The organism is Desulfosoma profundi, assembly GCF_055387865.1.
On the sequence record NZ_AP042420.1, the window covers coordinates 1666044 to 1690742 of the forward strand.

The following is a 24699-nucleotide window of genomic DNA, read 5'->3' on the forward strand; positions in this document are numbered from 1 at the left end:
AGAAATTCACCTCTTATCCGGTGTGTTCAGCCTTGGTGTCTCGATCGCCCATATGGCGGCGGAGGGCTTCCGCGGTCACCGAGCCCTGTCCATGATGACGCATGTCCTCAGGCGTCCCGCTAAACACCACAAGCCCCCCTCGGTCGCCACTGCCCGGCCCCAAGTCCACCACATAATCGGAAGCTTCCACGATATCCAGGTTGTGTTCGATCACCACAATAGTGTGTCCTTGAGCGGCCAAAGCCCTCAGGACTCCCAAGAGCTTGCCGATGTCGGCCCGATGCAGCCCCGTGGTCGGCTCATCCAGCAGGTAGAGCGTATGAGCTCTGTGATTGGTGAGTTCAGCAGCCAGCTTGATCCGTTGGGCTTCCCCACCGGAAAGGGTCGGGCTGGGCTGGCCCAACGTCAAATAGCCCAAGCCCAACTCGTCCAGAACAACCAGAGGACGAACAATGGAAGGAACGGGAGAAAAGAAGCGCCGGGCTTCGGAAATCGTCATCTGCAACACATCGGCGATGTTCACCCCGCGGTAGGTAATGCTCAGCGTCTCCCGATTAAAGCGCTTTCCCGAACACGCCTCGCACGGCACCGTCACATCAGGGAGAAAACTCATGGCGACGCGAATGCGCCCTTGGCCTGAACAAGCCTCGCACCGACCACCTTTCACGTTAAAGGAGAAGCGACCCTCTCGAAATCCTTTGGCTCGGCTCTCGGGCACAGCGGCAAAAAGCTTTCGAATCTCGTCCCAAATGCCCACATACGTGGCCGGCGTCGATCGCGGGGTCCTCCCAATGGGCGAGTGGTCCACTTCGACGATGCGCCGAACGGATTCATAGCCTTCGATGGCATCGAGAGGAATCGCAGGATCGAGCTGTCCTTTTTGTCTAACAGTTTCGAGAGCAATCTTGAGCACATCGTAAAGGAGGGAACTTTTGCCCGATCCCGAAACCCCGGTGATGCACACGAACGCACCTAAGGGAATGCGGACGTCGATATTTTTCAGATTGTTGGCCCGAGCACCTCGAAGCACAAGCCACCCGGCAGTTCCCGGAACATTTTTCTGCCCAGAAAATTTCCGCGAAAAACGGGTTTCGCCAAACCACGTTCCTGTCAGGGTATCCGGACGACGCACCAAGGCCTGAAATGGCCCCTGAGCGACCACGCGGCCGCCTCCGGTGCCGGCCTCAGGGCCCAGCTCCACGACACAGTCCGCCGCTCGCATTGTGTCCTCGTCGTGTTCCACAACAAGGACCGTGTTTCCTCTATCCACGAGAGCCCGAAGATTTTTCAAAAGCCTGGTGTTGTCAACCGGGTGGAGCCCTATGGTCGGTTCATCGAGGATGTAACACGCCCCGCGGAGGTTCGACCCCAGTTGGGCGGCCAACCGTAAGCGCTGAGCTTCTCCACCGGAAAGTGTTTCTCCGGATCGATTGAGGGTGAGATACTCCAGGCCCACATTCATGATAAAGTCTACCCTTTCGGTCAGTTCCCTCGAAATGGGATCGGACACGGCACGTTCAGCGCCCTCGAATCGCAGGTCCTTCCACGCTTGATGAAATTCGCGAAGAGGCAGATCCACGAGCTCGCCAATGGAAAAGTCCTTCAAGCGTACCGATCGAGCCTGAGCGTTCAACCGGATGCCGTGGCATTCGGAGCACGTCCGGTCCCCTTGGAGTCCGGTGCCGTCGCATCGCGGGCACATGCCGTGCCGGCTGTTGAAGGAAAAAAGGCGAGGATCCAACGGGGCATAACTTTTTTGACATTTCGGACACATCAAGTGACGACTGAAGAAGAGGTCTTGATCCCTTGAAACGATGACTGTGCCGCCACCCAAGGTGAGCGCTTCCAGGATATGCTTTTGCAAAGCCCCCACGTTCAATCTGCCCATACCGCCAGACTCTAAAACGACAAGCTCAATATCGTGCTCACGATGCCGGGCGATGGCAGGAATGGGGACAAGAGGCTGCACGACGCCGTCTATGCGCACCTGGTGAAAACCCAAGTTGACTAACTTGTGAAAAAGGTCTTTATAAATGCCCTTCCGACCCCGAACGAGCGGGGCAAGAAGGAGGCCGTGCCGAGAGCGGATTTCGTGCTCCACAAGGCGCACTATAGTATCGGGATTCATGGCTTCGAGCCGCAACCCGCAATGGGGGCAATGCTGGCGTCCCAGCTTGGCAAATGCCAGGCGCAGGAAATGATAGATTTCCGTGATCGTGCCCACGGTGGATTTGCGGCCCAGCTGGGATATTCTCTGTTCAATGGCCACGGTCGGCGGAAGTCCCAGGATCTGGTCCACATCGGGTTTTTCCAAGATCTTGAAATATTGTCGAACGAAAGTGGAAAGGCACTCGAGATAGCGCCGTTGTCCTTCCGCAAAAAGGATGTCGAAGGCCAGAGAAGATTTCCCCGAACCGCTGAGTCCCGTAAAAACCGTCATGCGATTGAGCGGCAATTTTAACTGATCCACTCTGAGATTGTGTTCCCGGGCGCCGCGAATCTCGATATGGGCCGGCGTGGCCACTGGATGCCACTTCAGGGAAGAGGAAGAGAAATCCGCGCCGGGCACATTCCTTGGTCTTTCGATCCCCACAAATCCCCGATCCCGAAGATACCGACCCGTGTGGCTGGTCGCATGGGCCGCGACCTGTTCCGGGGCGCCGCACACCACCACGTGGCCCCCTTCCTCGCCACCTTCGGGACCCAGATCGATCATCCAGTCGCAGGCACTCAACAACTCCAAATTGTGTTCCACAACTAGGACGGTATGGCCCGCATCCACCAAGCGGTTAAGAATTGCGATCAGTTTTTGAAGGTCATGGGGGTGAAGCCCGACGGTGGGCTCGTCTAGAATAAAAAAAACCCCTTTGTCCCCAGACGTTGGAGGATTCATCCCGAGGTAGCGGAGCAGTTTTACCCGCTGGGCTTCCCCCCCCGAGAGCATTGTCAATGGTTGCCCGAGGCGAAGATAGTCCAGACCTATGGCGGCAACGGACTCCAAGCTCTTTCGGATGGGCTCCACATCGGAGAAGGTCTCAAGAACTTCCCGAGCTGTTTTTTCCAAAACATCGGCGATGGAAAGACCCCGGAGCCGGATCTCCAACACCTCATCGCGGAACCGACGGCCGTCGCATACCGGACACCGCACGTAGGCATCTGCAAGGAACTGCATTTCGACCTTGAGAAACCCCTCCCCCTTACAGTGGTCACAACGACCACCGGGGACATTGAAAGAAAAGTGTCCTTCCCCATATCCCTTGAGCCGTGCCTCCGGCGTGGCGGCAAAAAGTCTTCTCAGGGGATCCAAGACTTTGGTGTATGTGAGCAGGTTCGCTCGAGGGGAGCGTCCCACGGGCTTCTGATCCACAAGAACCATGTCGGCAATGAAATCGCCGCCCTCGAAGGATTGACACCGCCCGGGTCGTTCCCCCGGAAGCCCCTTAAACCGCCGCCATCCGTTATAGAGAGTCGTCTCTACGAGTGTGCTTTTTCCGGAACCCGATACGCCGCTCACACCGATGAGACGTCCGAGGGGAAAGGATACGGTCAGGTTTTTCAGGTTGTTTTCTGAAGCCCCTCGAATAGTGATGGATTTGAGAGACGGAACACAGGGTCGGCGTCTTGCGGCACTTTCGAGGGCGGAGCAGGTCCGGTAGAGGTAGCGTCCCGTTAAACTCTCCCGCACCAACGGAAGCCCCTCGGGTGGGCCCTGGTAAAGCACTTCGCCTCCGCGCTCGCCCCCGGACGGCCCCATATCAATCACGACATCGGCCAGGCGCAGCATGTCCGGATCATGTTCCACGAGGACCACGGTGTTTCCCAAAGACACGAGCCGGCGCAAAGGGCCGATAAGCCGCTCCTGATCTCTGGCGTGAAGCCCTACGCTGGGCTCGTCCAACACATAAAGCACATGGGTGAGGGCGGATCCTAACGCCCGAGTCAGGTGAACCCGCTGCACCTCGCCTCCTGAAAGGGTTCGGGACTGGCGGTCTAAGGTTAGATAGTCCAAACCCACATCGCAGAGAAACTGGAGACGATGGCGAATCTCGGACACCAGGGGAGCCGTCGCCGGATCCCTTCGGCATTGCTCCCAAAGAGTATCAAAGAAAGCCCGGCACCGCTTGACTGACCATGCGCAAAGTTCATGAATGGCCACCCCGTGGAGTCGATACATCCGAGCCGTGTCCCGATACCGGCTGCCGCCGCAGACATTGCACGGGACATACGCTCGATAGCGCGATAGAAAAACCCGAACATGCATTTTGTAGGTTTTGGACTCCAACCATCGGAAAAAGCCTCGGATTCCGTAGAACCCCTCGTGACCGTCAATGATCTTGCGTTGATCCGCCTCGGAAAGCTCCTGAAAGGGAACGTCGACAGGGATGTTTTCCCGCCGGCAAAAATCCAGGAGTTCCTCGTATTCCATGCGGTCCGGGGTCCATGGCCGCACGGCCCCTTGTTTCAATGACAACCGTGGATCTGGAATGACCAGATCCAAATCCACGTCGATAAGCCGCCCGAATCCCCGACAATGGGGGCATGCCCCCAAGGGGCTGTTGAAGGAAAACAGATTGGGCGAAGGCGGTTCGATATCCACTCCACAACGGGCGCACTTGAGCTCTTGAGAGAATCTCAGAGTTTCGCCGCCCACGATGATGACCGCCACCTCACCGCGGCCCATGGCAAAGGCCGTCCGCAGGGAATCCAGCACTCTTGGAGGTTCCGCTTTGGCCCATGCAAGGCGGTCCACAACCACGAGGACCTCTTCGAACGCTTTGCGCTCAGACTCTACCCGTGGCAGATCCTCAAGGTTCAAAACCTCGGCGGCGACCCAAACACGCAGAAACCCCTGGGAGATGAGTTCCTGGGGCCACATCGCGCTCGTGGGGCGATAGGAAAAGGCAATGATGACCCGAGCGTCCGAGGGCAGATGTTTGAGCCGATCGAAAACTGATTCAGGATCCTCCTTGCGGATGACGTCTCCACATTTCGGACAATGGGGGACCCCTAACAAGGCGTAGAGGTATTTCAAATGATCGGTGATTTCCGTCATGGTTCCCACGGTGGACCGGGAACTGCGTACTGTAACGCCGGGTTCAATGGCGATGGCTGGAAGAATCCCCTCGATAAGGTCTGCGTCGGGACGGTCCATCCTTTCCAAGAACTGGCGGGCATATGGTGAAAAGGTCTCGACGTATCGCCGCTGCCCCTCGGCGTAGAGCGTATGGATTGCCAAACTGGATTTTCCAGAGCCGCTGACACCGCTCACCGCAATGAGTTGATACAGGGGGATGTCCAGGTCCAGATTCTTGAGGTTGTGTTGGCGAACCCCACGTAATCGAATGGATGGAGTTTCTTCGGGAGAAGGTTTTGCACCCATCGTTTTTTCCAACCAGGTGTTTCTTCTGTGCCGACGTTTGGGGAGGAGGCCGAATGCGCCTGATTTTTAGAATCTGATGCGCCGACCATAGGGATTCTTAGGCATGAAAATCGTTTTCTCCAGGCCCTTTCCTCAGCGTGATGCAGACAATTTCTCCCTCGGTCCGGAATCGGACCGGGGCACCGGAAACCCCGGCGCCGGCACTCGTATATCCGATCATGCCGCGGTGTTTCCAGAGCCCCTGAGCAAAAACCCGAGGGGACCGGCTGTGGGTAAAAAGAGGCCCGATATGAGGGATCTGAATCTGGCCCGCATGGGTATGCCCGCACAAGTACAGAGGAATGCCGTAACGTGCGGCATCTTCGGCAAGCTCTGGAGAATGCACCAGGAGAATGACGAATGATCCTTGGGGAACCTGGGCCAGCGCGGCCGAAAGATCATCCGCGCGGAAGTAATGGGGATCATCCACCCCGACCACACACAGACGATGACTCTCCCGATGAATGCATTCGGCTTCATTGACGAGAAAACGAACGCCATCATTTTTCAAAGCCTGGACCATTTCCGGACAATCATGATTACCCAAGACCGCCAGAATGCCATCTCGAGCCTTGATGTGCGGCACCAGGAGACGGAGCCTTCGGATGGCTTCATCGCTGGGACCGTAGTTTTCCATGCGGTAGTCCCCTCCCAGAAGGCACAAATCCGCAGGCTCGTCTTCAAGCAGCCCCTGGAGCATTTCCACCAAACCGTCGAGGCCGTCCAGGTGCAGATCCGTCATGAGGAGCAGCTTGTAGCCGTCGAAGGCATCGGGGAGATTCGGGAAAGACAAGCTGAGTCGACGCTTCGTGATATTTAACGCGTTGGCCCGACCCGGTTCGAGAAGCCGCAGCCAGCGAAAAACGGTTTTCATCACCACTCGGTACATCACCACATCTTCAAAATGGAACAGGTGTGCCCACGGAACCGAACGGATCTGACAGCTGGTCAATTCCCGAAATCGCACGCGCGTGTTGACCGGTCTGGGGTAGCCATCGAAAGGTTGCTGTAGGAGAATCTTTTTGAAAAAATGAGATCCCAAATGGGCACCGATACAGAACAAGCTCACAAGGATGCCGATGGCAAGCGGGTGGGTGCCCACGTAGGGAAAAAGGGCGAGGATGGGAAACACTCCTTCGAAAAGCTGGTCCAGAAGCGGCACCGTGCTCCCGCTGGGAAGATTGAAACGCCTCTTGATGAAACTGGACACCAGATCCCCGATCATGCTCAAAACGGCCGCACCTCCGCCCACAACCGCCGGCAAGCCCATCATGGGCGCCACGGCAAAACCCATGACCACGGCACCGATAATCCCCCGGATCGTCTTGTGCGGACCGAACAGAGGTTTCCCATCCCAGAACAGGCGGCCGCCGTCCAAAGGAGCCGACCAACGTTTGTCGAAAAGGAATGCCAGCAGGGGAGGGGCGAAGTTGATCAGCCACAGGAGCACCAGAGCACTTAAAAAATGCTGCACGCTCATTCTTTCGATCCTTTGATATTTGGAAGCACGCCGCGATGCACAGGCCATTGTCTGCAAAAACCACGCACCAGCCGCATGCCGTTGTTTTTCGATATCATCCTCGGAACCGCTACAGTTTTTTGGCCTTATTGGCCTCCTTGGAGGCCCGGCAGAGCGGGCATAATATACAGGTTCTTTGGTTGGATACCAGAACAAAGGCCGAGACGTCGGCAACGCTCCGGAAATGGTTGGAGACGTACCCCCGTCTTCTTATCGCCTATTCGTGCATGACGTCTCAGTGGTCGGAAACGGCTCGAGAGGTCCGCGAGTTGAAACATTTTGCGGAACGCCATCGCTTGCTTCTTGCCGCAGGGGGGCCTCACCCGTCCGCCAGTCCACGCTCGGTTCTTCAGGCCGGGTTCGACGTCGTTTGCTCAGGGGACGGGGAGCCCGTGTTTCCCGAGCTGGTTCGGCGGTGGGCCGAAGAGGCTCCTCTCGATTCACTACCTGGTCTTTACCTTCGCACTCCGGCTGGCCCGGTGTTCACAGGTCGCCCGGTTCGAATTTCCTTGGATGACTTCCCCGCACTCCCGCTGGGGCATGGGAAATACGGTCCCATTGAAATTACCCGGGGGTGCACTTACAACTGCCGTTACTGCCAAACCCCGCGTCTCAAAGGGCGGCGGCTCCGCCATAGAAGCCCCGCTTCGATTTTCCAGACGGTTGAGGCCATGATTCGTGCAGGCCGCACGGATGTCCGTTTTATTTCCCCGAACGCCTTTGCCTACGGTTCGGTGGATGGAAGACTCCCCAATCTGAGGGCGCTTCGAGAACTCCTTTCGGGACTACGGCAGCGATTATTCCAAGCAGGACGGCTCTTTTTTGGCACGTTCCCTTCGGAAGTCCGCCCGGATTGGGTCCACCCCGAAATTCTGGAGCTCGTCGTCCGCTATGCCGACAACCGCCAAATGGTCATGGGGGCTCAAAGCGGCGACCCGGAAATGCTGCATCGTATGGACCGAGGCCACACCGTCGACGATGTGCGAAGGGCATCCACCCTGATGAAACAGTTCGGGATACGACCTATCGTGGATTTCATCCTCGGGTTGCCCGGAGAGACTCGACAGCAGATGATCCGAACCGTGGATTTCATGGAGGAATTGGCCGAAGAGGGAGCCCGAATCCATGCCCATACCTTCATGCCTCTTCCCGGTTCTCCTTGGGGTGTGCGAAAGGCGGAAACCCTTCCGGAAGAGATCCGCGCCCGACTTGACAGACTGATTTCTCAGGGGAAACTCTTTGGTCAATGGAAGGCCCAGGCCCAATGGGCGCAAAATTGGGATCAGTGATTTCGTTTATTTTTTAATAGCTGACTTAAACAGATTTTGTTACGTAACCCGTGGAATCCACGCGTTTCCCTTCTTGATTTGACCTTCTCGATCGCCCCTCGGAGGACCCCGATGCGGTGTCCCTTGGTGTTTCGTCCAAGCTCTAGGCAATCCTTCCTCCTTATCTTTATGTTTGTTCTTAGCCTCATTACGCCTTCGTTTCCCCTGCACGGTGAAGAGATCCTGCCACGTGCCGTGCTCACCATGGGTTCCTGGAGGACGGAAGACATCATGCCCATGAATCTTTTTTTGGAGGAGTTTCGGGCATCCCACCCTGAGATTCTTATTCTTTTCGATCCCACTACGGCGCCCCATTACGACGCCGTCTTGGAAGCACAACTGAAAGCCGGCACCGGCCCGGATTTGTTTTATCTCCGATCCTTCAGCAAATCCCGAATGTTATATGAACAAGGCTTTCTTGAACCCTTGGACGATATACCGGGGCTCAAGGAAAATTTCGATCCTGAAACCCTGCATCCCTGGACAGGCGCAGACGGCCACGTTTATGGCGTTCCATTCATTGCGACCTCTCATGGGATCTATTACAACAAAAACATTTTCGATCGCCTCGAACTGCCGATTCCGAATACCTGGGGTGAACTCCTGACGACCGCTCACAAAATCCGCAATGCCGGGTTCATTCCGTTCGCCAACACGAGCGGGGATCCATGGACCGTGCTGGAACTGGTCTTTCTCAATATTTTGCCCAATTTCATCGGGGGTCGCGAAGGACGCCTCGAGTATCTCAACGGAACCCGATGTTTCAACGATACCTCCATGGTCGCCGCCTTTCGTGCCTTGGAAGACCTTCGACCGCATTTGATTTCCGGACATGAAACCCTTGGCTATTTCGACAGCCTCCAGCTTTTCGCTCAGGGCCGGGCGGCCATGTTCTTCGGTGGTTCCTGGGATGTGCCTTTTCTCAAATCTCATGCCACGTCGTTCCCTTGGAGTGTGTTCGCATCACCGCCCCCAGCAGGCGCTCGGCCGCAGACCACATTCCATTTGGATGCCGGAATGGGTTTGAATGCCTCCTCGAAACAAAAGCCAGCAGCGAGAGTTTTTCTTTCCTGGATCTGTCAACCGGAAAGCGGAAGATTCTTGGGAAACCTTCTCCCCGGCTTCTTCCCCATGCACCGCTCACTGCCCACCCTTGCCGATCCCCACGCTGAGAGTTTCTTTGCTTTGAAAGCCGACAGAGGAAGTGATGTCCGTTTCGTATGGGAAAAGCTTCGGGACGGAACTCCCGACGGTTATTCCGTGATGCAAGATGCGGCGCTCGCTGTCATTCGAAATGCAATGACGGCGAAAAAGGCCGCGGATACCGTTCAAAACGCTTTGGAATCTTGGTATGAACCCGCCAGAAGGTGTGGGAGGCGGTAAGTCATGAAACACTGGATCAGAAAAAGCCTGGGCCGGCAGATTCTCGCGGGCTATGCCGGTCTATGCGGTGTCGTCCTTGTCTTCGGTCTCTATGCCTTTTATAGCGTTCACAAAAGCGCACGCCACATCGAGCACATGACGGAAAATCTGGGACATTCCATAGACCTCGCGATGGATATCGCCCACAACACCACCGTGCTGCGCCAGTCGGCTCTTGGGTACGTGAGGGGACGAAGACAGGAGGATCTCAACGCTTTCTTGCAGACGAGCCGCTTGTTGAAAGAAAACCTCAATACGGCGAGAGATCGTCAAGCGGCTATGGAGAACCTGGGGCTCGTGGAAAGAGTGCAGGCATCGATCTCTCGGTTCGAGGACGTGTTCAAGGACGTCATCCCCGCCGTTCAAAGAATCCAGGACTGGACACTCAAGGACCTCAACCACCACAAATACGTGATTGAAGACGGGTTGAGCGCCCTGAGAGTCCTTCTGGTGTCGACCCAAGACGTGGCCGCTTTACTGCTCCTGGAAAGCACGGCCAGAAACTTCTTGGAAATTCAAATGCACGGACTGCGGTTTATCGAAACTGGGGATGAAAAGCATTACGTTCTGCTGGAAAAAGCGACCAACGGAGCTCAGCAACAAATTGTCGCCCTGAGAGGGAGGCTTTCGGAAGACCCGGAATCGTTAAATTCCGTTGAAAAAGGGTTGCAGGTCTACGGAGATATCATCGGCCGAATCAGACTTGAGATGCGTTCCTTGAAATCGATGGTCGACAACCTGATACGTCTAGAGGATGCAATTCGTGAAGACACGACCACGATGACGAAAAGTCTTGAAGCCATTCTCCACGCCTATCGAGACGAATCGAAGAAGCAATCGGTCCACACAGGGCTCGCCGTGGTCGTCTTTGCCGTCCTCGCGGTTTTTGGGGGGGGCGTGGTGGGTTTTTTCCATACGCGCCGCCTCACTAATCCGTTGCAACGCGTGATGATGACGTCCCAACAGATCGCCCTGAAAGATCTTCAGAACCTCATCGATCAACTCCGGCGCCTATCCCGTGGCGATCTCAATGTAGATTTTTCCGTCAGTGCCGAAAGTCTCCAACTGAAACGGGCGGATGAGGTGGGTGTCATGGCGGCGGCTTTCGATACGATCATTGAGCAGCTCCACGAAGCCCGGGGAGCATTTCAGGACATGCGCCAATACCTGCAAACCACAGCCTCCACGGCCAAATACATTGCGGGAGGAATTTTCGATCACGACATTCAGCTGGCTTCAGAAGATGATGCCTTGGGCAAAGTGCTGCAGCACATGCTCGACAGCTTACGCCACGCCGAACATGAAGCGGCCCGACATCAACAATTTTTAGAAGATCAGGTGCGAGAGAGGACAAAAGAACTGGAGGAACGCCGGCGTATGCTTTGGACCCTTATGGGCAACCTGCAGGGCATGGTTTACCGGTGCCGAAACGATCGCCACTGGACCATGGAATTCGTCAGTGAAGGAGCGTTCGCCCTGACCGGATACCACCCTGAAGAGTTAGTGGCCAGCCAAACCATAAGTTACGGGGAGTTGATTCATCCGGAAGATCGGGAGTCCGTGTGGAATGACGCCCAGGAAGCTCTTTCAGAGCGGCGACCTTTTATTTTGCTATACCGAATTCGTACCAAAGACGATAAAGAAAAGTGGGTGTGGGAAAAAGGCCGAGGAGTGTTTTCGGACGATGGGGTATTGTTGGCGCTTGAGGGGTTTATTACGGACATTACCGTCTTGAAGCGCTTGCAAGAAGAAAGGGAGCAACTGATTGCAAATCTGCAAAAGGCTCTCAGCGAAGTGAAAACTCTGAGCGGGCTCCTCCCCATCTGCAGCTCTTGCAAGAAAATACGGGATGATCAAGGTTATTGGGAGCAGTTGGAGAGCTATTTCCGCAGGCACAGTGACATTCTCTTTACCCACGGCATTTGCCCCGAGTGCATGAAAAATCTCTATCCGGATGTCTATGAAAAGATGCAGAAAAGAAAGGCTGGACAAGTTGAATAGCTAGGGAACTCGGACGGAAACATGGGCCTTTGTTTTATTTATCCACGAACAACAAAAGATTGGGAAAGAAATTAAGAAGGAGGTGATCCTCAGGGACGTTTTGGGATAACCGGGTACACCAAGAAGTCCAAGGATACCTAAGGAGGCATGTGTCGTTAGGGACGGCATAAAAAAATCCTGCCACGAAAAAGGGGGAATGGTCATGTCCACAAAAAGCTGCGTGCTCATCATTGCCTTGTTTCTGCTGGGCGCTGCCTTGAATGGATGCTCGGGCATGCCCGTATAAGTGGGGGACTCTTCAGCCAAAACGGTGGCCACAGGGAGCGCCGGCGGGGCGACCAGCGCCAACGCCAACGCCTCCTTGGAGCGATGTGACAGGCCTTTGGGAACCATCGCCGTCGAGGAGGACCAAAACTCCGACTGGTACCACTACCTCACAGGTCAGTATAAGCTGACCTCGACGGTTCCTGTTCTGAGACTTTTGATCCAGCAGTCCAATTGTTTTATTGCGGTGGACCGTGTCCGAGCCATGAAAACCATGATGGGAGAAAGAGCCCTTCAGCAGACCGGGGAACTGAGGGCGGGGAGCAACTTCGGTAAGGGCCAAATGGTGAGTGCCGACTACAGCCTGACCCCAGAGGTCATGATTAGTCAAAAAGGAACAGGAGGCGCCGGGGCCGTCTTGGGGGCGTTTGGCATCGGGGGTGCCGTCGCCGGGGCCGTCCTCGGGGGCATCAAAGCCAACGAAGCCGCCGTCATGCTTATGCTCGTGGACAACCGCTCAGGTGTTCGGGTCGGTGTGGCCGAGGGAAGCTCGAAGAACTTCGATTGGGGTCTTGGCGGAGCCATTTTCGGTGGGAGTGCCGGAGGAGGACTTGGGGGTTATACGAACACGCCCCAGGGGAAGGTGATGGCGGGAGGCTTTCTGGAGGCTTACAATCAGCTCGTGCGCGTCGCGAGAAACTATACCCCTCAAACCATGGGGGACCGCCAGTTAGGAACCGGTGGCCGTCTTGGCGTTGAGGGCATCAGTCAGAGCGGCGGCTATCAAGGGTCCACGCTTTCACTAAAACAGGCGCAAATCAAGCTCAATGCTTTAGGCTATGAAGCCGGAACGCCGGATGGCAAGATGGGACAGGCCACCCGGCAGGCTTTAATAAACTTCCAGTCCGATCGCGGATTACCGGTCACAGGGCGTTTGGATGCGGCCACAGCCGCTGAACTTTCTAAGTAAAAGCTGGCCCGAGCAACAGTCTCCCAATAGTCCGAAGGGCGGAAAACTCCGGAAGGAAAGCTCGAACCGCACCACAAGGGGCTCACGACATGGGATTGAAAGAGCATGAGTATGTGCGGCAGACGCTGGAACGTTACACGAATTTTCCCTTGGATCGCATGGGCGAGCATTTCCTCATCACAAACTTCAAACGGTATGCCGATTGGTTTCAGGAAAAAACAAGGGGAGAAAAAAGTGAGGGCAATTTCCGTTTGGTCAACGCGCCTGATCTCAATTGCACGCTCATTGACTTCGGTATCGGATCCCCTCAGGCGGCCTTGCTTATCCATTGTCTGGCGTACCTGGATCGGCTGAAGTCCGTGATCATGTTGGGGATGTGCGGCGGGATCGATGATACCCTAGAAATCGGGCATTTTGTGGTGCCCTCTGCCGCCATCCGAGGGGAGGGCACCAGTCGGCATTACTTGCCCCCGGAATTTCCAGCCATTCCGGCCTCCTCCGTCAACCTGTTTTGCATCGGGGCCGTCAAGAAGGTGGGACTTCAGCCCAAATGCGGCATCGTCTACACTACAGATCGGCGATTGTGGGAATTCGACGAAGATTTCGTCGAATATTTGAGAAAACAGCGCATCCTGGCCATCGAAATGGAACTGGCCACCCTCTTTTCCGTCTCGTATCATTATGAAGTCCCCATCGGCTCCATCATGCTGGTTTCGGACATGCCTCTGCAACGAAAAGGCATTAAGAGTAAGGAACTTCATGAAAAAATCTATTCAGAACATATGCCGATCCATCTTGAATTAGGTCTGGAAGCCATCAGATCCTTGGAAGCGAATTGGCCGGAGGTTTCCCGGCGTCTGAGCAGTGAATGGTGACAATTCTGACAAGGAGGTACTGAAGAGATGCAGGTTCTTGTGCTTTATTATTCGCGGACCGGCAACACCAAAAAACTTGCAGAGTATGTCGCGGAAGGGGTGCAATCTGTGGACGGCGTCTCCGCCGTGCTCCGATCCACTCAAGAGGTCAGTCGGGACGACTTTCTCAATGCGGCAGGCATCATCGCCGGGTCCCCGGTTTATTTCGGCGTCATGGCCACCGACCTCAAACGGGTCTTCGACGACTTTGTGGGGGTGCGCAAGAAAATGGAAGACAAGGTCGGTGCGGCCTTTGCCACGTCGGGGGACCCCACCGGAGGAAAGGAAACCACCATCATGTCGATCTTACAATGCTTTCTGATTTACGGGATGATTGTGGTTGGCGATCCCCTATCCGCCACAGGTCATTACGGCGTCGCATGTGTCGGTGCTCCTGATGAAAAAACAGCGGATCATGCCCGTAAACTCGGTCGCCGTGTGGCCCAACTGTGCTTAAAGCTTCACGGGAATTCCTGAATCGGGTGACATTTGATGAACCCGCGCAGCCGAGGGCGGGCTTTAACCTCCGCCCCCGGTCCCACGATCAAATGTTTACGGCGTCGTCGGCAGAATGATCTTGACACTCCGACCATCCTCCAAAGCCCCCGCATCGGGAGCCCGGTACAGCACGATCACGTGGCCGACCAATTGAACAAAATGTGCCCCCACGGTTCGGGCCAATCCCACAGCCTGCGCCTTCTTCGACTCGTCCTCTGCCGAAAGCCCTAACCATTTGACTTTGATGAGCTCATGGTGAAGAAGCTGCTTCCGGATTTCTGAGACCACTGCCGGCGTCACACCCTCCTGACCGATACGCACCACCGGTTCTAATTTATGGGCCAAAGACTTAAGGTAGCCTCGCTGCTTGCCGGTAAGGTCCCCGGCCGGCAGGGGTTCCCATTCCAGCAAAGAAAGATCAACTCCTTGGTGCCACCACGGCGCCTTGCCTGAGGTGCCGCGTGTTGTTCGTGCCATAATCTCCCTCCTCGAAATAAAAAAAGATCCGGCTTCCGCTCAAGCCGGATCCCTTCGCCATAATCTTCCCCGAACCTTTAGTCCAAATAGGGCTTCAGAAGCTCTTGCTTACTGGGATGTCGCAATTTCCTGAGGGCTTTCTTCTCAATCTGTCGAATCCTTTCCTTCGAGACCTTGAAGCTCTTCCCAATCTTCTCCAGCGTCTCTCCAGGTTGGCCGCCTAGACCGAACCGGAGCCGCAAGATTTTCTCCTCCCTTGGCTGAAGGCTCGCTAAAATTTCCCTCGTAATTTCCGTCAATTCATTGGTTTCACAGCCTTCCGCCGGCGACGCACAGTCCACGTCTTCAATGAAATCGCTCAACCTTTGCTCGTCATCCCCGACGGGCATCTCCAAAGACAAAGGCTGACTGACAAGGCTAAGCACCATTTCCACCTTGTCCGGCGGGATATTCGCTCGATGGCTAATTTCTTCCGCCGTGGGTTCGCGCCCCAATTCCTTCACGAGCTCATGAAACACTTTGAAGAACAGATTCTTCAATTCAATGAAATGCACCGGCAACCGGATGGTGCGCGTTTTGTCGTAAATTCCCCGTATGATGCTTTGCCTCACCCACCACGTGGCGTAAGTGCTGAATCGGTTTCCTTTCGTGTGGTCATAGCGCCCTACCGCCTTCAACAATCCCAAATTACCCTCTTGAATGAGATCGTCGAAGCTCATGCCGCGCCCCCGATAGCGTTTGGCGATACTGAGCACCAAACGGAGGTTGGCCTTGACCATCGCATGTTTCGCTTCGTCGATTTCAGCAATAATTCGGTCACACTCCTCCCTCATGGCCGACAGCGTCGGGTTGTGGGGTTCTTCCGCCACGGCCTGCCGCAAGGTTCGAGAGATCACTTTGAGCACCTTATCCCGAACGCCCGGGAATGTCTTCGCTTGACCCAAGAGGTTCCGCACCTTGCCATGAAGGTCCCTGACCGTCGGATGATGCTCCTTGTAGTTTTCCACCAATCGTACCAAACGGTCCTGGCCATCCCGGATCCTTTTGGCAAGCTCAACTTCCATCTCCGGTGTCAGCAGCGGGAAAGAAGAAACCTCGCGGAGATAGCAGGTCACATGATCCTCTTCAAACTCCACCGTCGCATCACCGTCCACCTCCATGTCCTCAGAAGCCATAGCCGGTGAGAGCTGGAGGTCGTCACATCGAGGATCTTTCCGGTCATCGTGAAGTAGCCCGTTGCGATTGTCCTCCACGGATTCATCCTCTTCCAAGTCTTCTGCGAAAAAACCGTCGTCGGATCCCAGGAGTCCCATGTCTAGGAGTCGCTCAAAGTCTTCCTCCCCCTCGCTTTTCATACGTAAGCGATACAGAGGATCCAGTCGCTCTCCATGTATTGTTTTCATGGCGATCCTCCCTGGGGCACCCTAGGTTGAAGTCCTCATCATTCTAAAAATTCGGCTTGTGACCCTCCTGTTTTATCGGGTTCACTGCGGACAGGCCGCCCGAAAGCGGCCCATGGCACCTTAATAACCGTAAGCCTGCCTTTATGCCGAGTCAATGGAATCCGTGAAGATTTCGAAGCTGACGAGCGTCTTAAGGCATTGCCTGATCGATGGAAGTAACCCGTTTCCTGGGAAATGGCTAGAGAGCCGGGATCCCTTCCCTTGCGGATGGGAGTTCCACTTCAGATGCGAAATTCGACCACATCACCGTCTTGGAGCTCATAGTCCTTTTGAACCATTTGGCCGTCGAAAACCGCATTCCCCCAAATTCTAGCAAACTTGAGTTTTTCCACAAAGTCCTTGTGAATTTTTTCTGCAAGATCCTGTAGCGTGCTTTTCTTCGGGAGCACAAATGGGGCCGACTTGTCGGGCTCCTTGCCCGGCGCTTTGGTGTAAACCCGAATGACACCGGAAAGTTCAAAGATCTTGTCCAACAACGCATGGAGCTCCCGACCCGTGGCCGTGGAGACCCCAAGGCAGGGCAGGGAACATTGGCTCAGCTCCAAAAAAGCCAGAAAATCTTCGAAATCCGAAGCCGTATCCACTTTGTTGACGACGACAAGCATTTTCTTGAAGAACGGCTTTTTCAGAAGATCGGGGGGCAGCGGCTTCCCTTCCGGGAAAACCCGCAACTCTTCAAGGACCTGCAGCGTATCGTCCAGTTGTTGAAGCGGGTCGGCTTTGAGGTCTACCATGATCATCACCACATCCGTTTTGCGGATGAGGTCCGCCATCCACGGGTCGATATAGCTCTTGCTGATCGGCGGCGTGTCGACCAATTGGAACTGAATGTTCTCATAAGGGGCCATGCCCGGGGTAGGCTTCCAGGTGGTGTGAGGAAATTCGGCCACTTCCGGTGATGCGTTGCTCAAAACCCCAACCAAGGAAGACTTCCCCACGTTCGGGGGCCCCACCACCACGATTTGGGCTGCGCCCTCTTTGTCAATGGTGTAGGAAACCCCTTTACGGCCTGCGCTTTTTCGCGACTGGGCCTCGGATTTGAACTTGGCAATTTTGCGCCGCAAATCCGCGCGCAGTTTATCCGTGCCCTTGTGCTTGGGCATGATTGTGAGCATCTCTTCCAACGCTTCGATCTTGGCTTCCGGGGTCTTCGCTTCGCGATAACGCTTTTCAGCTTCGAAGTAGGGCGGGGGGAGATTCGCTGGCATGCACACACCTCCTCGCCGAAACACTTGTGTTCTTCGTGGCGTGCCATATCAAAATGGCACCGTTCCTCTCATCTTGTCAACGGCATCTCAATAGCGTATAGACGAACCGTGCGCTTCTTGACACGACAGGATGTGGAATGCTCATTTGCCCGCAGTGCGCTGCCCCTCTCCAGTGGATTCGACAGTGAAGCCGTCAGCTGTGGCGCTGCACGGTGTGCGGCGTAGATTATCCATTGGAAAAGCTGGCTATGCTCATGGATGACGATCTTGAGGAACAGCTGGGAAGCCTTCGGGTGGACAGATTGTGACCGCAAACCCCTCGTGAGGGTTTGCGGCCTCATTGCGGGAAGCCGAGGAGAAAACAGACCTTCTCGAAAATTCAGGAAGACAATTTTTCTGCAAGGATTTCCTCAGCTCGTTTTAACGCTTCAGGCAGTTTTTCCGGGAGGCTCCCTCCGGCCTGAGCCATATCGGGTCGACCTCCGCCACTTCCGCCCACCACCTGGGCCACCTCTTTGATCACGTTGCCTGCATGGATTTTGTGGCTCAAATCCTTGGTCACACCAACCAGTAAAAGCACTTTGCCGTCGTGGACGGCCCCAAGGACCATCACCCCCGAGCGGATCCGTTCCTTGAATCGGTCGTGAATTTCCCGCAGTGCTTTAGGATCGGCGACTTCTACCCGACGAACGAGAACCTTCACCCCGGCCACCTCCTTGGCCTCCTCAAAAAGATCCAAGGATTTTTGGGCTGTGATGGAGCTTTTCATGGCTTCCAGGTTCTTTTCCAACTCTCTAATCTGTCCCAGAAGCTTATCGAGGCGCTCCGGCACGTCTTCCGGTGGAACCTTAAGGCGTCGGGCGGCTGTTTCCAGCACACGGCGCTGTTCTTGCCAAAAGCGCAACGCGTGGCGCCCCGTAAGAGCCTCAATGCGGCGAACTCCGGCTGCTACACTCGACTCTTGGACAATGACAAAAGAGCCAATATCGCCGCTGCGTTCGGTGTGGGTTCCCCCGCAGAGCTCCTTGCTGAAATCAACGATTTCCACGAGACGGACGGTCTCGCCATATTTTTCTTCGAAAAGGGCGACGGCCCCTGTCCGGAGAGCTTCGTCAAAGGCCATGATGTGAACCCGAAGCGGTCGGTTTTCCAAAATCGCCTCATTCACGCGCCACTCTATTTCCTGCAATTCTTCCGCAGAAACGGCCGCAAAATGCGTGAAGTCGAATCGGAGCCGTTCGGCCGCCACCAAGGACCCGGCTTGCTTGACATGGTCTCCGAGCACATCGCGGAGCACCCGATGCAAGATGTGGGTGGCGGTGTGATTCAGGGCGGTATCTTTCCGGTTTTGGGCATCCACCTTTAAGGTCACTTCATCCCCGGGCCGCAATTCCCCATTCTCAATGCGGACCACATGAACCCAAATCTCTCCGGGCAACCTGAGGGTGTCCTCCACGACGGCGGAAACCCCGGAGCCTTCGAGGCGGCCCTTATCGCCCACCTGGCCGCCGGCCTCCCCGTAAAAAGGCGTGCATTCCACAACCACCTCGACAAGGCTTCCCGGGCCTGCCTCTGGCACCAGGGTCCCTTCCTGGATGAGGGCGATCACTCGGCTTTGCGTTTCCAGTCGGTCATAACCCACAAATTCCGTCCGCACACCTTCTGCGGCCAATTTTCGGTAAGCCTCGGAAATCTCGCGCTCTCCGCTGCCTTTCCAGTGCCGACGGGATTGTTCCTTTTGCCGCTCCATCAGGGTGTCAAACCCCGTCTGATCCACGTTCATGCCCATTTTCCGGGCCATGTCCGTGACAATGTCGATAGGGAATCCGTAAGTGTCGTAAAGTTTAAAGATCAAGGATCCTGGCACGGTGCGCGCCCCTTCGTCTTGGAGGCGCGCCATCTCGTTTTGGAGCAGTTTCAATCCATGGTCGAGGGTCTCGCTGAAGCGTTCCTCCTCGTGGAGAATCACCCGGGAAATATAGGCCCGGTTTTCCAACAATTCGGGATACACATCCGCCATGGAATGCATCACGGCCTCCACCACCCGGTGGAGAAAAGGTCGATCCAGGCCGAGGAAGCGACCATGGCGCAGGGCACGGCGAATCACACGCCGCAATACATATCCCCGGCCTTCGTTGCTGGGCAGGACGCCATCCCCAATGAGAAACGCCGCCGCCCGGCCATGGTCCGCAATGACCTTGAAGGATACGTCCTTGTCGGGATCTTGGCCGTAACGCACGCCGGTATGCTCCCCGATGGCCTCCATCATGGGCGCGAACAGATCCGTGTCATAGTTGGACGGCACGCGTTGGATGACCGCGGCAATCCGTTCCAACCCCATGCCTGTGTCAATGCTGGGTTTGGGCAAGGGTTCCAAAGAACCGTCTTCTTTCCGGTTAAACTGCATAAACACGAGGTTCCAAAGTTCCAAAAACCGGTCGCAGTCGCACCCTGGTCGGCAATCGGGTCGGCCGCAGCCCATGCCTTCTCCCTGATCAATGAGGATTTCCGAACACGGTCCGCATGGTCCGGTGTCGCCCATGGCCCAAAAGTTGTCCTTGGTGGAAAAAGCAAGAATCCGATCCTCAGGAAGGTATCGTTTCCAGTATTGTTTGGCTTCTTCATCAGGCCCCAAGGACATCCCGGCATCGCCTTCGTGGATCGTGGCGTAGAGCTTCTCTTTCGGTAACCCCATGTGGTCCGTGAGAAATTCCCACGCAAATTGAATGGCCTCTTCCTTGAAATAATCTCCGAAAGAAAAGTTCCCCAACATTTCGAAGAAGGTGTGGTGGCGTGCCGTATAGCCCACATTTTCCAAGTCGTTGTGCTTTCCTCCAGCGCGCATGCACTTTTGGCTCGTGGTCGCCCGACGGTATTCCCTCTTTTCTTCCCCGAGAAAACAGCGTTTGAACTGATTCATGCCCGCGTTGGTGAAAAGGAGGGTTGGGTCATCGTGGGGAATAAGCGAAGAACTTTTGACGATAGTATGGCCTCTGTCTCGGAAGAATTCCAAAAATTTTTGACGGATTTCGCTGGCCTTCATGAAGGTTCTCCTGTCTTGCAAACCCTAGGCGATAATATCTCCTCGTCGAATCCTTCGTGGAATTAAACGAATATGTTGTAATATCAATGAGAAACTATCCCTCCGAGGCTTCGGCCGGGGTGAGGGTGGGCAGAACGTGGCGTTCTCGGACTTTATTTTCGATTTCCATGAGCAGGTCTGGATTTTCCCGAAGAAAACTCTTTACGTTTTCCCTGCCCTGCCCAAGACGCTCTCCATTGTACGCATACCACGTCCCGGACCGCTCCACGATATTGGCCGCTACCGCCAAATCCAGCACGTCGCCTTCTCTGGAAATCCCTCGCCCGTAAACGATATCAAACTCCACTTCCTTGAAAGGCGGCGCAATTTTATTCTTTACCACTTTGACGCGCGTGCGGTTGCCGACAACTTCTTGTCCCTCTTTGATGGGCCCAACTCGGCGAATCTCAAGCCGCATCGTGGCGTAAAATTTGAGGGCGTTGCCGCCCGTTGTGGTTTCCGGGGATCCATACATCACGCCGATTTTCATGCGGATCTGGTTGATGAAAATCACGACGGTTTGAGACTTGCTGATGGCCGCCGTAAGCTTTCTTAAGGCTTGGCTCATCAGGCGGGCTTGAAGCCCTACGTGGGGATCGCCCATCTCCCCGTCGATTTCTGCTTTTGGGACCAAGGCTGCCACAGAATCGACGACAATCACATCGATGGCATTGCTCCGAACCAGAATCTCGGCAATCTCTAAAGCTTGTTCCCCATAATCCGGCTGACTGATGAGCAGGTCGTCAACCTTCACACCCAATTTGCGCGCATAATGAACGTCCAAGGCGTGTTCCGCATCGATGAAAGCCGCTAATCCCCCTTTTTTCTGGGCCTCAGCAATCACGTGCAAGGCCAGGGTGGTTTTCCCCGACGATTCCGGGCCGTAAATTTCCACAATCCGCCCTCGGGGAATACCTCCAATCCCCAAGGCCAAATCCAAAGAAAGACATCCCGTGGATATTACGGGAACCTCGACCGTCTGGGCCCCTTCGCCCAAACGCATGATAGACCCTTTGCCGCACTGGCGCTCGATCTGCGCCATGGCGACGTCGATAGCCTTTTGGCGATCGTTGCCTGCCGGTGCCGTCATGGCCGGTCCTCCTCGTGCTGGGAATATAATGACCCTGAGCGCTCCGGCCCACCTTGAAAGGGGATTCTTTTCAAAGGGGTATATTGGGCTCCATCGGGCTTGAGATCGCTCTTATACAACACCACCTCCGAGACGTCAAAAGCAACCCCTTGGTAAGCTTGCTGAGCCACGAGCATGTCCTGGAGGGACTTGATATGGCGCCGTCCCTTAACCCGCCCGATGGTGAGATGCGCTCGAAACGGTCGGTTCTCCTTCGCAAATCCTAAAGGTTCCAACGCATCTTCCACGCGGCGATGGAGCGCCCGCAGCGGTTCGAGATCCCCACGAACCCCGACCCAGATCACACGCATATCCCGAAGTGTAGGGAAGGCGCCACAGCCTGCCGGCCGCAACGTGAAAGAACGCGTATCGCCGACAGCGGCGCGCAAAGCCACCCCCATGGGATCAATGAGTGAAGGATCCACATTGCCGAGGAACTTCAGTGTCAGATGGATTCGATCAGGCCGGATCCAGCTCACCGCCACATCGAGCTTTTGCAAAGGCGCACAGAAGTCGGCAAGATCCCGCTGAACGGCTGGAGGCAAATCCAAAGCCACGAACGTGCGGATCATGATCGCAACATCCTCCATAAAAGGGCTAAGGCTTCTTGAACGGACTGCTCTTGGATTAACCGTCGGCCACCGTGGAAATGATGCCGTTCCACGAGCAGGCGCCCGTCCGTGGCACAGCCGATGAACACAGTACCCACCGGTTTTTGGGCCGACCCCCCGGTTGGGCCGGCAATCCCCGTCACCGCCAACGCACTGTGGGCCTGCGAGGATCGCAGTGCCCCCTGAACCATGGCCTCACACACTGGATGGCTCACCGCCCCATGTTCCCTCAAGAGCTCTTCGGGGACCCCCAACACCTCTCGCTTCGCTTGGTTACTGTAGGTCACAAAGCCCCTCTCAAAATAATCCGACGCGCCGGCCACGGAAGTGATCCGCGCCGCAAGCAGACCGCCGGTGCACGATTCAGCTACGACCAACTTCCAGGCACGTTCGCGCAACATCGACCCAACCACTTTCTCCAAGGTCTCGTCGTCCCGGCCGATCACATGGTCCTCTCCCAAAAGGCCCACGAGAGTTTTTTCGGCGGTATCGAGCCTGGCTTTCAGATCCGCAGGATCTCGAGCCGTGGCGAGGAGAGTGACCCAGTTTTCTCCCGTCTGAGGGAGATAGCCCACCTTGATGCCAAAAGAGGCGGGATTAAAGCCGCTCAAACGGTCGTTGATTTCCGACTCCATCAACCCGTGGATGCGTAGGATACGTTTTTGGCACAGGGGCCTATGCGGAAACCGCCGGATAAGGTCCGGCAGGACCACTTCTCTCAGCAGGGTCTCCATCTCGTGGGGAACTCCGGGTAAAAAATAACAAGGCACCCCCCGATGCTCCAAAAAAAACCCGGCCATGGGACGTCCCGGGGCAAGTCGGACGGCCCCCTGCGGCAATTGGGCAAGGCGTTCCAGCCGGTGCGTCCAAACGCCACCCCGCGCTTTCACGCGGTCCATCAAATTCTTCAAATCTCTTTCGTCCACAGCCATAGGAAGGGCAAAAGCTCGAGCCACCGCCGATTTGGTCATATCATCGTCGGTAGGCCCTAACCCGCCGGTGACGATAACGAAGCTGCTTTGCGCCGTGAGTTGTTCCAGCTGCATTGCGATGGCGCCTTCGGCGTCTTCCACGACAACCACCTTTTCCAAACGGAACCCGTGAGCCCTGAGGGCCCCGGCAATATGGTGGGCGTTTGTGTTGAGGATGTCTCCGAGAAGGATTTCGTCTCCGATGGTGAGAAGGGCGCCCCGAATATCCCCGCATGTGTTGTGATCCATTACATTTCCCCCTCGGCGGCTTTCTTGGTGACCCTCTCCAGGCAGATCCGCCGGACTTGGTCATAGACAGTAGGCAAGGGTTGACCGCTTCGCCGTGCGGCTTCCTTGCACTCCTCGTATTCCGGCTGATACCGCACCGTTCCGTCGGGAAGAGTGGCCGCCTTGACACGCACAGCCCCCCATGGCGTGTCGACGGTCACGGGTTCGCGGTGGAGTTCCAACCGGTCCACTTCATGGAACCGAACCCCCAAAGTGGTCGTCTCGCAAAAGACCCGTGCAGCGACTCGATCCTTCAAGATCGGATCCATCAGGATGCGCACCAGGGTGGCCGGCCGATTTTTTTTCATAAGCACAGGGACTAAAACGACGTCCAAAGCGCCTTCCGCAAAGCACGATTCCATGAGATGTTCATAGAATTCTGGATTCATATCGTCGATGTGGGTTTCCATAAGGAGCAGTTTTCGGGTCGTGTACTGCGGTTGCGATTCCCCCACCATGAGGCGCAACACATTGGGAGGGTCCGCAGCGGGATGCGCCCCTACACCATAGCCTACCGCGCTCAGGACCATATCGGGAAGAGGTCCAAAAGCTTCACAAAGCCCGCTCAAAATCGCTGCGCCTGTAGGCGTCACCAATTCGCGCTCCACTCCTCCATCCCGAATGGGTACACCTTCCAAAAGCGCCACCGTCGCCGGTGCCGGGAGAGGCAACGTGCCGTGCGCGCAGGAGACACGCCCCCGCCCCAAGGGCAAAGGGGAGGCCGACAGCTTCTTGATTTCCAAAAGTTCCAGGCCGATGACGGCACCAACCACATCGACGATAGTGTCCACGGCGCCGATTTCGTGAAAATGCACGTCCTCCAGGTGTACACCGTGCACTCTGGCTTCCGCCCGGGCCAAACGTTCCAGAACACGTAGGGCTTTATCTTTGACGCTGTCGGTCAACCGTGAAACGGACACCAGGTCTCGAATATCACAAAAGCGTCGCAATGGAGGCGAGGCGGTCTCTTGGACCACAACACGAGTGCCTGTAATGGCCCCTCGGGACTCCTTGTGGACGTCCAAGCGCCAACCTGGAAGATCAAGAGCCGTCAACGCATCCATAAGAGCTTCGTACGCGACGCCCGCATCAATGATCGCTCCGAGGATCATGTCCCCGCTTGCCCCTGAAAACG

Annotated in this window: 16 protein-coding genes; 6 read left to right on the forward strand and 10 right to left on the reverse strand. The window is 55.8% G+C overall.

The annotated features are described in order from the left end of the window. Positions 1–13: 13 nt before the first annotated feature. Positions 14–5380, reverse strand: a complete 5367-nt coding sequence (uvrA, locus tag ACZ5K9_RS07175; RefSeq protein ID WP_464273739.1) for an excinuclease ABC subunit UvrA — start codon at positions 5378–5380, stop codon at positions 14–16. A gap of 97 nt (positions 5381–5477) precedes the next feature. Beyond that, complete coding sequence (locus ACZ5K9_RS07180) at positions 5478–6899, reverse strand: CDP-archaeol synthase (protein WP_464273740.1); 1422 nt, start codon at positions 6897–6899, stop codon at positions 5478–5480. 35 nt (positions 6900–6934) lie between these two features. Here ACZ5K9_RS07180 and ACZ5K9_RS07185 point away from each other — a divergent pair, with 35 nt between their 5' ends. The 6 genes from ACZ5K9_RS07185 (at position 6935) to ACZ5K9_RS07210 (ending at position 14314) form a co-directional block, all read left to right on the forward strand. Beyond that, on the forward strand, positions 6935–8227 hold the full coding sequence (locus ACZ5K9_RS07185) for a TIGR04013 family B12-binding domain/radical SAM domain-containing protein (protein ID WP_464273741.1): 1293 nt from the start codon (positions 6935–6937) through the stop codon (positions 8225–8227). A gap of 270 nt (positions 8228–8497) precedes the next feature. Next, positions 8498–9649, forward strand: a complete 1152-nt coding sequence (locus ACZ5K9_RS07190) for an ABC transporter substrate-binding protein (RefSeq protein WP_464273742.1) — start codon at positions 8498–8500, stop codon at positions 9647–9649. A gap of 3 nt (positions 9650–9652) precedes the next feature. Then, positions 9653–11689 carry a PAS domain-containing protein gene (locus ACZ5K9_RS07195; RefSeq protein ID WP_464273743.1) on the forward strand — a complete coding sequence of 679 codons (2037 nt, stop codon included), beginning with the start codon at positions 9653–9655 and terminating at the stop codon, positions 11687–11689. 286 nt (positions 11690–11975) lie between these two features. Then, positions 11976–12923 (forward strand): peptidoglycan-binding protein, encoded by a 948-nt coding sequence (locus tag ACZ5K9_RS07200; protein WP_464273744.1) that lies wholly within the window; start codon positions 11976–11978, stop codon positions 12921–12923. Between the two features lie 89 nt (positions 12924–13012). Continuing rightward, on the forward strand, positions 13013–13798 hold the full coding sequence (locus ACZ5K9_RS07205) for a phosphorylase family protein (protein ID WP_464273745.1): 786 nt from the start codon (positions 13013–13015) through the stop codon (positions 13796–13798). A gap of 27 nt (positions 13799–13825) precedes the next feature. Further along, positions 13826–14314: a flavodoxin family protein gene (locus tag ACZ5K9_RS07210; RefSeq protein ID WP_464273746.1), complete on the forward strand. Its 489-nt coding sequence runs from the start codon at positions 13826–13828 to the stop codon at positions 14312–14314. Positions 14315–14389: 75 nt separating this feature from the next. Here the strand turns inward: ACZ5K9_RS07210 and yhbY are convergent, their stop codons facing one another. From yhbY to larC, 8 genes are all read right to left on the reverse strand, one after another. Beyond that, entirely contained in the window at positions 14390–14812 is a 423-nt protein-coding gene (gene yhbY / locus ACZ5K9_RS07215; protein WP_464273747.1) for a ribosome assembly RNA-binding protein YhbY, read from the reverse strand. A 77-nt stretch (positions 14813–14889) separates the two neighbouring features. Then, positions 14890–16215, reverse strand: coding sequence for a sigma-70 family RNA polymerase sigma factor (locus tag ACZ5K9_RS07220; protein WP_464273748.1), 1326 nt, complete (start codon positions 16213–16215; stop codon positions 14890–14892). Between the two features lie 281 nt (positions 16216–16496). Continuing rightward, complete coding sequence (locus ACZ5K9_RS07225; RefSeq protein WP_464273749.1) at positions 16497–17483, reverse strand: GTPase; 987 nt, start codon at positions 17481–17483, stop codon at positions 16497–16499. 379 nt (positions 17484–17862) lie between these two features. Continuing rightward, positions 17863–20526, reverse strand: coding sequence for an alanine--tRNA ligase (gene alaS / locus ACZ5K9_RS07230; protein WP_464273750.1), 2664 nt, complete (start codon positions 20524–20526; stop codon positions 17863–17865). A gap of 94 nt (positions 20527–20620) precedes the next feature. Further along, the gene (recA, locus tag ACZ5K9_RS07235) at positions 20621–21655 is read right to left on the reverse strand and encodes a recombinase RecA (protein ID WP_464273751.1); all 1035 of its coding nucleotides are present in this window, start codon (positions 21653–21655) and stop codon (positions 20621–20623) included. After that, positions 21652–22266, reverse strand: a complete 615-nt coding sequence (thpR, locus tag ACZ5K9_RS07240; protein ID WP_464273752.1) for an RNA 2',3'-cyclic phosphodiesterase — start codon at positions 22264–22266, stop codon at positions 21652–21654. The genes recA and thpR overlap by 4 nt, the downstream gene beginning before the upstream one ends. Further along, a complete protein-coding gene (locus tag ACZ5K9_RS07245) occupies positions 22263–23525 on the reverse strand; it encodes a nicotinamide-nucleotide amidohydrolase family protein (RefSeq protein WP_464273753.1) in 1263 nt (420 codons plus the stop codon). Before ACZ5K9_RS07245 ends, thpR begins: the two co-directional genes overlap by 4 nt. After that, complete coding sequence (gene larC / locus ACZ5K9_RS07250) at positions 23525–24676, reverse strand: nickel pincer cofactor biosynthesis protein LarC (RefSeq protein WP_464273754.1); 1152 nt, start codon at positions 24674–24676, stop codon at positions 23525–23527. The genes ACZ5K9_RS07245 and larC overlap by 1 nt, the downstream gene beginning before the upstream one ends. Between the last annotated feature and the right edge of the window lie 23 nt (positions 24677–24699).

Bases quoted from the DNA above. Each gene is read 5' to 3' on its own strand.
- uvrA (WP_464273739.1), bottom strand. From the start codon at position 5,380: ATGGGTGCAAAACCTTCTCCCGAAGAAACTCCATCCATTCGATTACGT.
- ACZ5K9_RS07180 (WP_464273740.1), bottom strand. From the start codon at position 6,899: ATGAGCGTGCAGCATTTTTTAAGTGCTCTGGTGCTCCTGTGGCTGATC.
- ACZ5K9_RS07185 (WP_464273741.1), top strand. From the start codon at position 6,935: ATGCACAGGCCATTGTCTGCAAAAACCACGCACCAGCCGCATGCCGTT.
- ACZ5K9_RS07190 (WP_464273742.1), top strand. From the start codon at position 8,498: ATGCCCATGAATCTTTTTTTGGAGGAGTTTCGGGCATCCCACCCTGAG.
- ACZ5K9_RS07195 (WP_464273743.1), top strand. From the start codon at position 9,653: ATGAAACACTGGATCAGAAAAAGCCTGGGCCGGCAGATTCTCGCGGGC.
- ACZ5K9_RS07205 (WP_464273745.1), top strand. From the start codon at position 13,013: ATGGGATTGAAAGAGCATGAGTATGTGCGGCAGACGCTGGAACGTTAC.
- ACZ5K9_RS07210 (WP_464273746.1), top strand. From the start codon at position 13,826: ATGCAGGTTCTTGTGCTTTATTATTCGCGGACCGGCAACACCAAAAAA.
- yhbY (WP_464273747.1), bottom strand. From the start codon at position 14,812: ATGGCACGAACAACACGCGGCACCTCAGGCAAGGCGCCGTGGTGGCAC.
- ACZ5K9_RS07220 (WP_464273748.1), bottom strand. From the start codon at position 16,215: ATGAAAACAATACATGGAGAGCGACTGGATCCTCTGTATCGCTTACGT.
- ACZ5K9_RS07225 (WP_464273749.1), bottom strand. From the start codon at position 17,483: ATGCCAGCGAATCTCCCCCCGCCCTACTTCGAAGCTGAAAAGCGTTAT.
- alaS (WP_464273750.1), bottom strand. From the start codon at position 20,526: ATGAAGGCCAGCGAAATCCGTCAAAAATTTTTGGAATTCTTCCGAGAC.
- recA (WP_464273751.1), bottom strand. From the start codon at position 21,655: ATGACGGCACCGGCAGGCAACGATCGCCAAAAGGCTATCGACGTCGCC.
- thpR (WP_464273752.1), bottom strand. From the start codon at position 22,266: ATGATCCGCACGTTCGTGGCTTTGGATTTGCCTCCAGCCGTTCAGCGG.
- ACZ5K9_RS07245 (WP_464273753.1), bottom strand. From the start codon at position 23,525: ATGGATCACAACACATGCGGGGATATTCGGGGCGCCCTTCTCACCATC.
- larC (WP_464273754.1), bottom strand. From the start codon at position 24,676: ATGATCCTCGGAGCGATCATTGATGCGGGCGTCGCGTACGAAGCTCTT.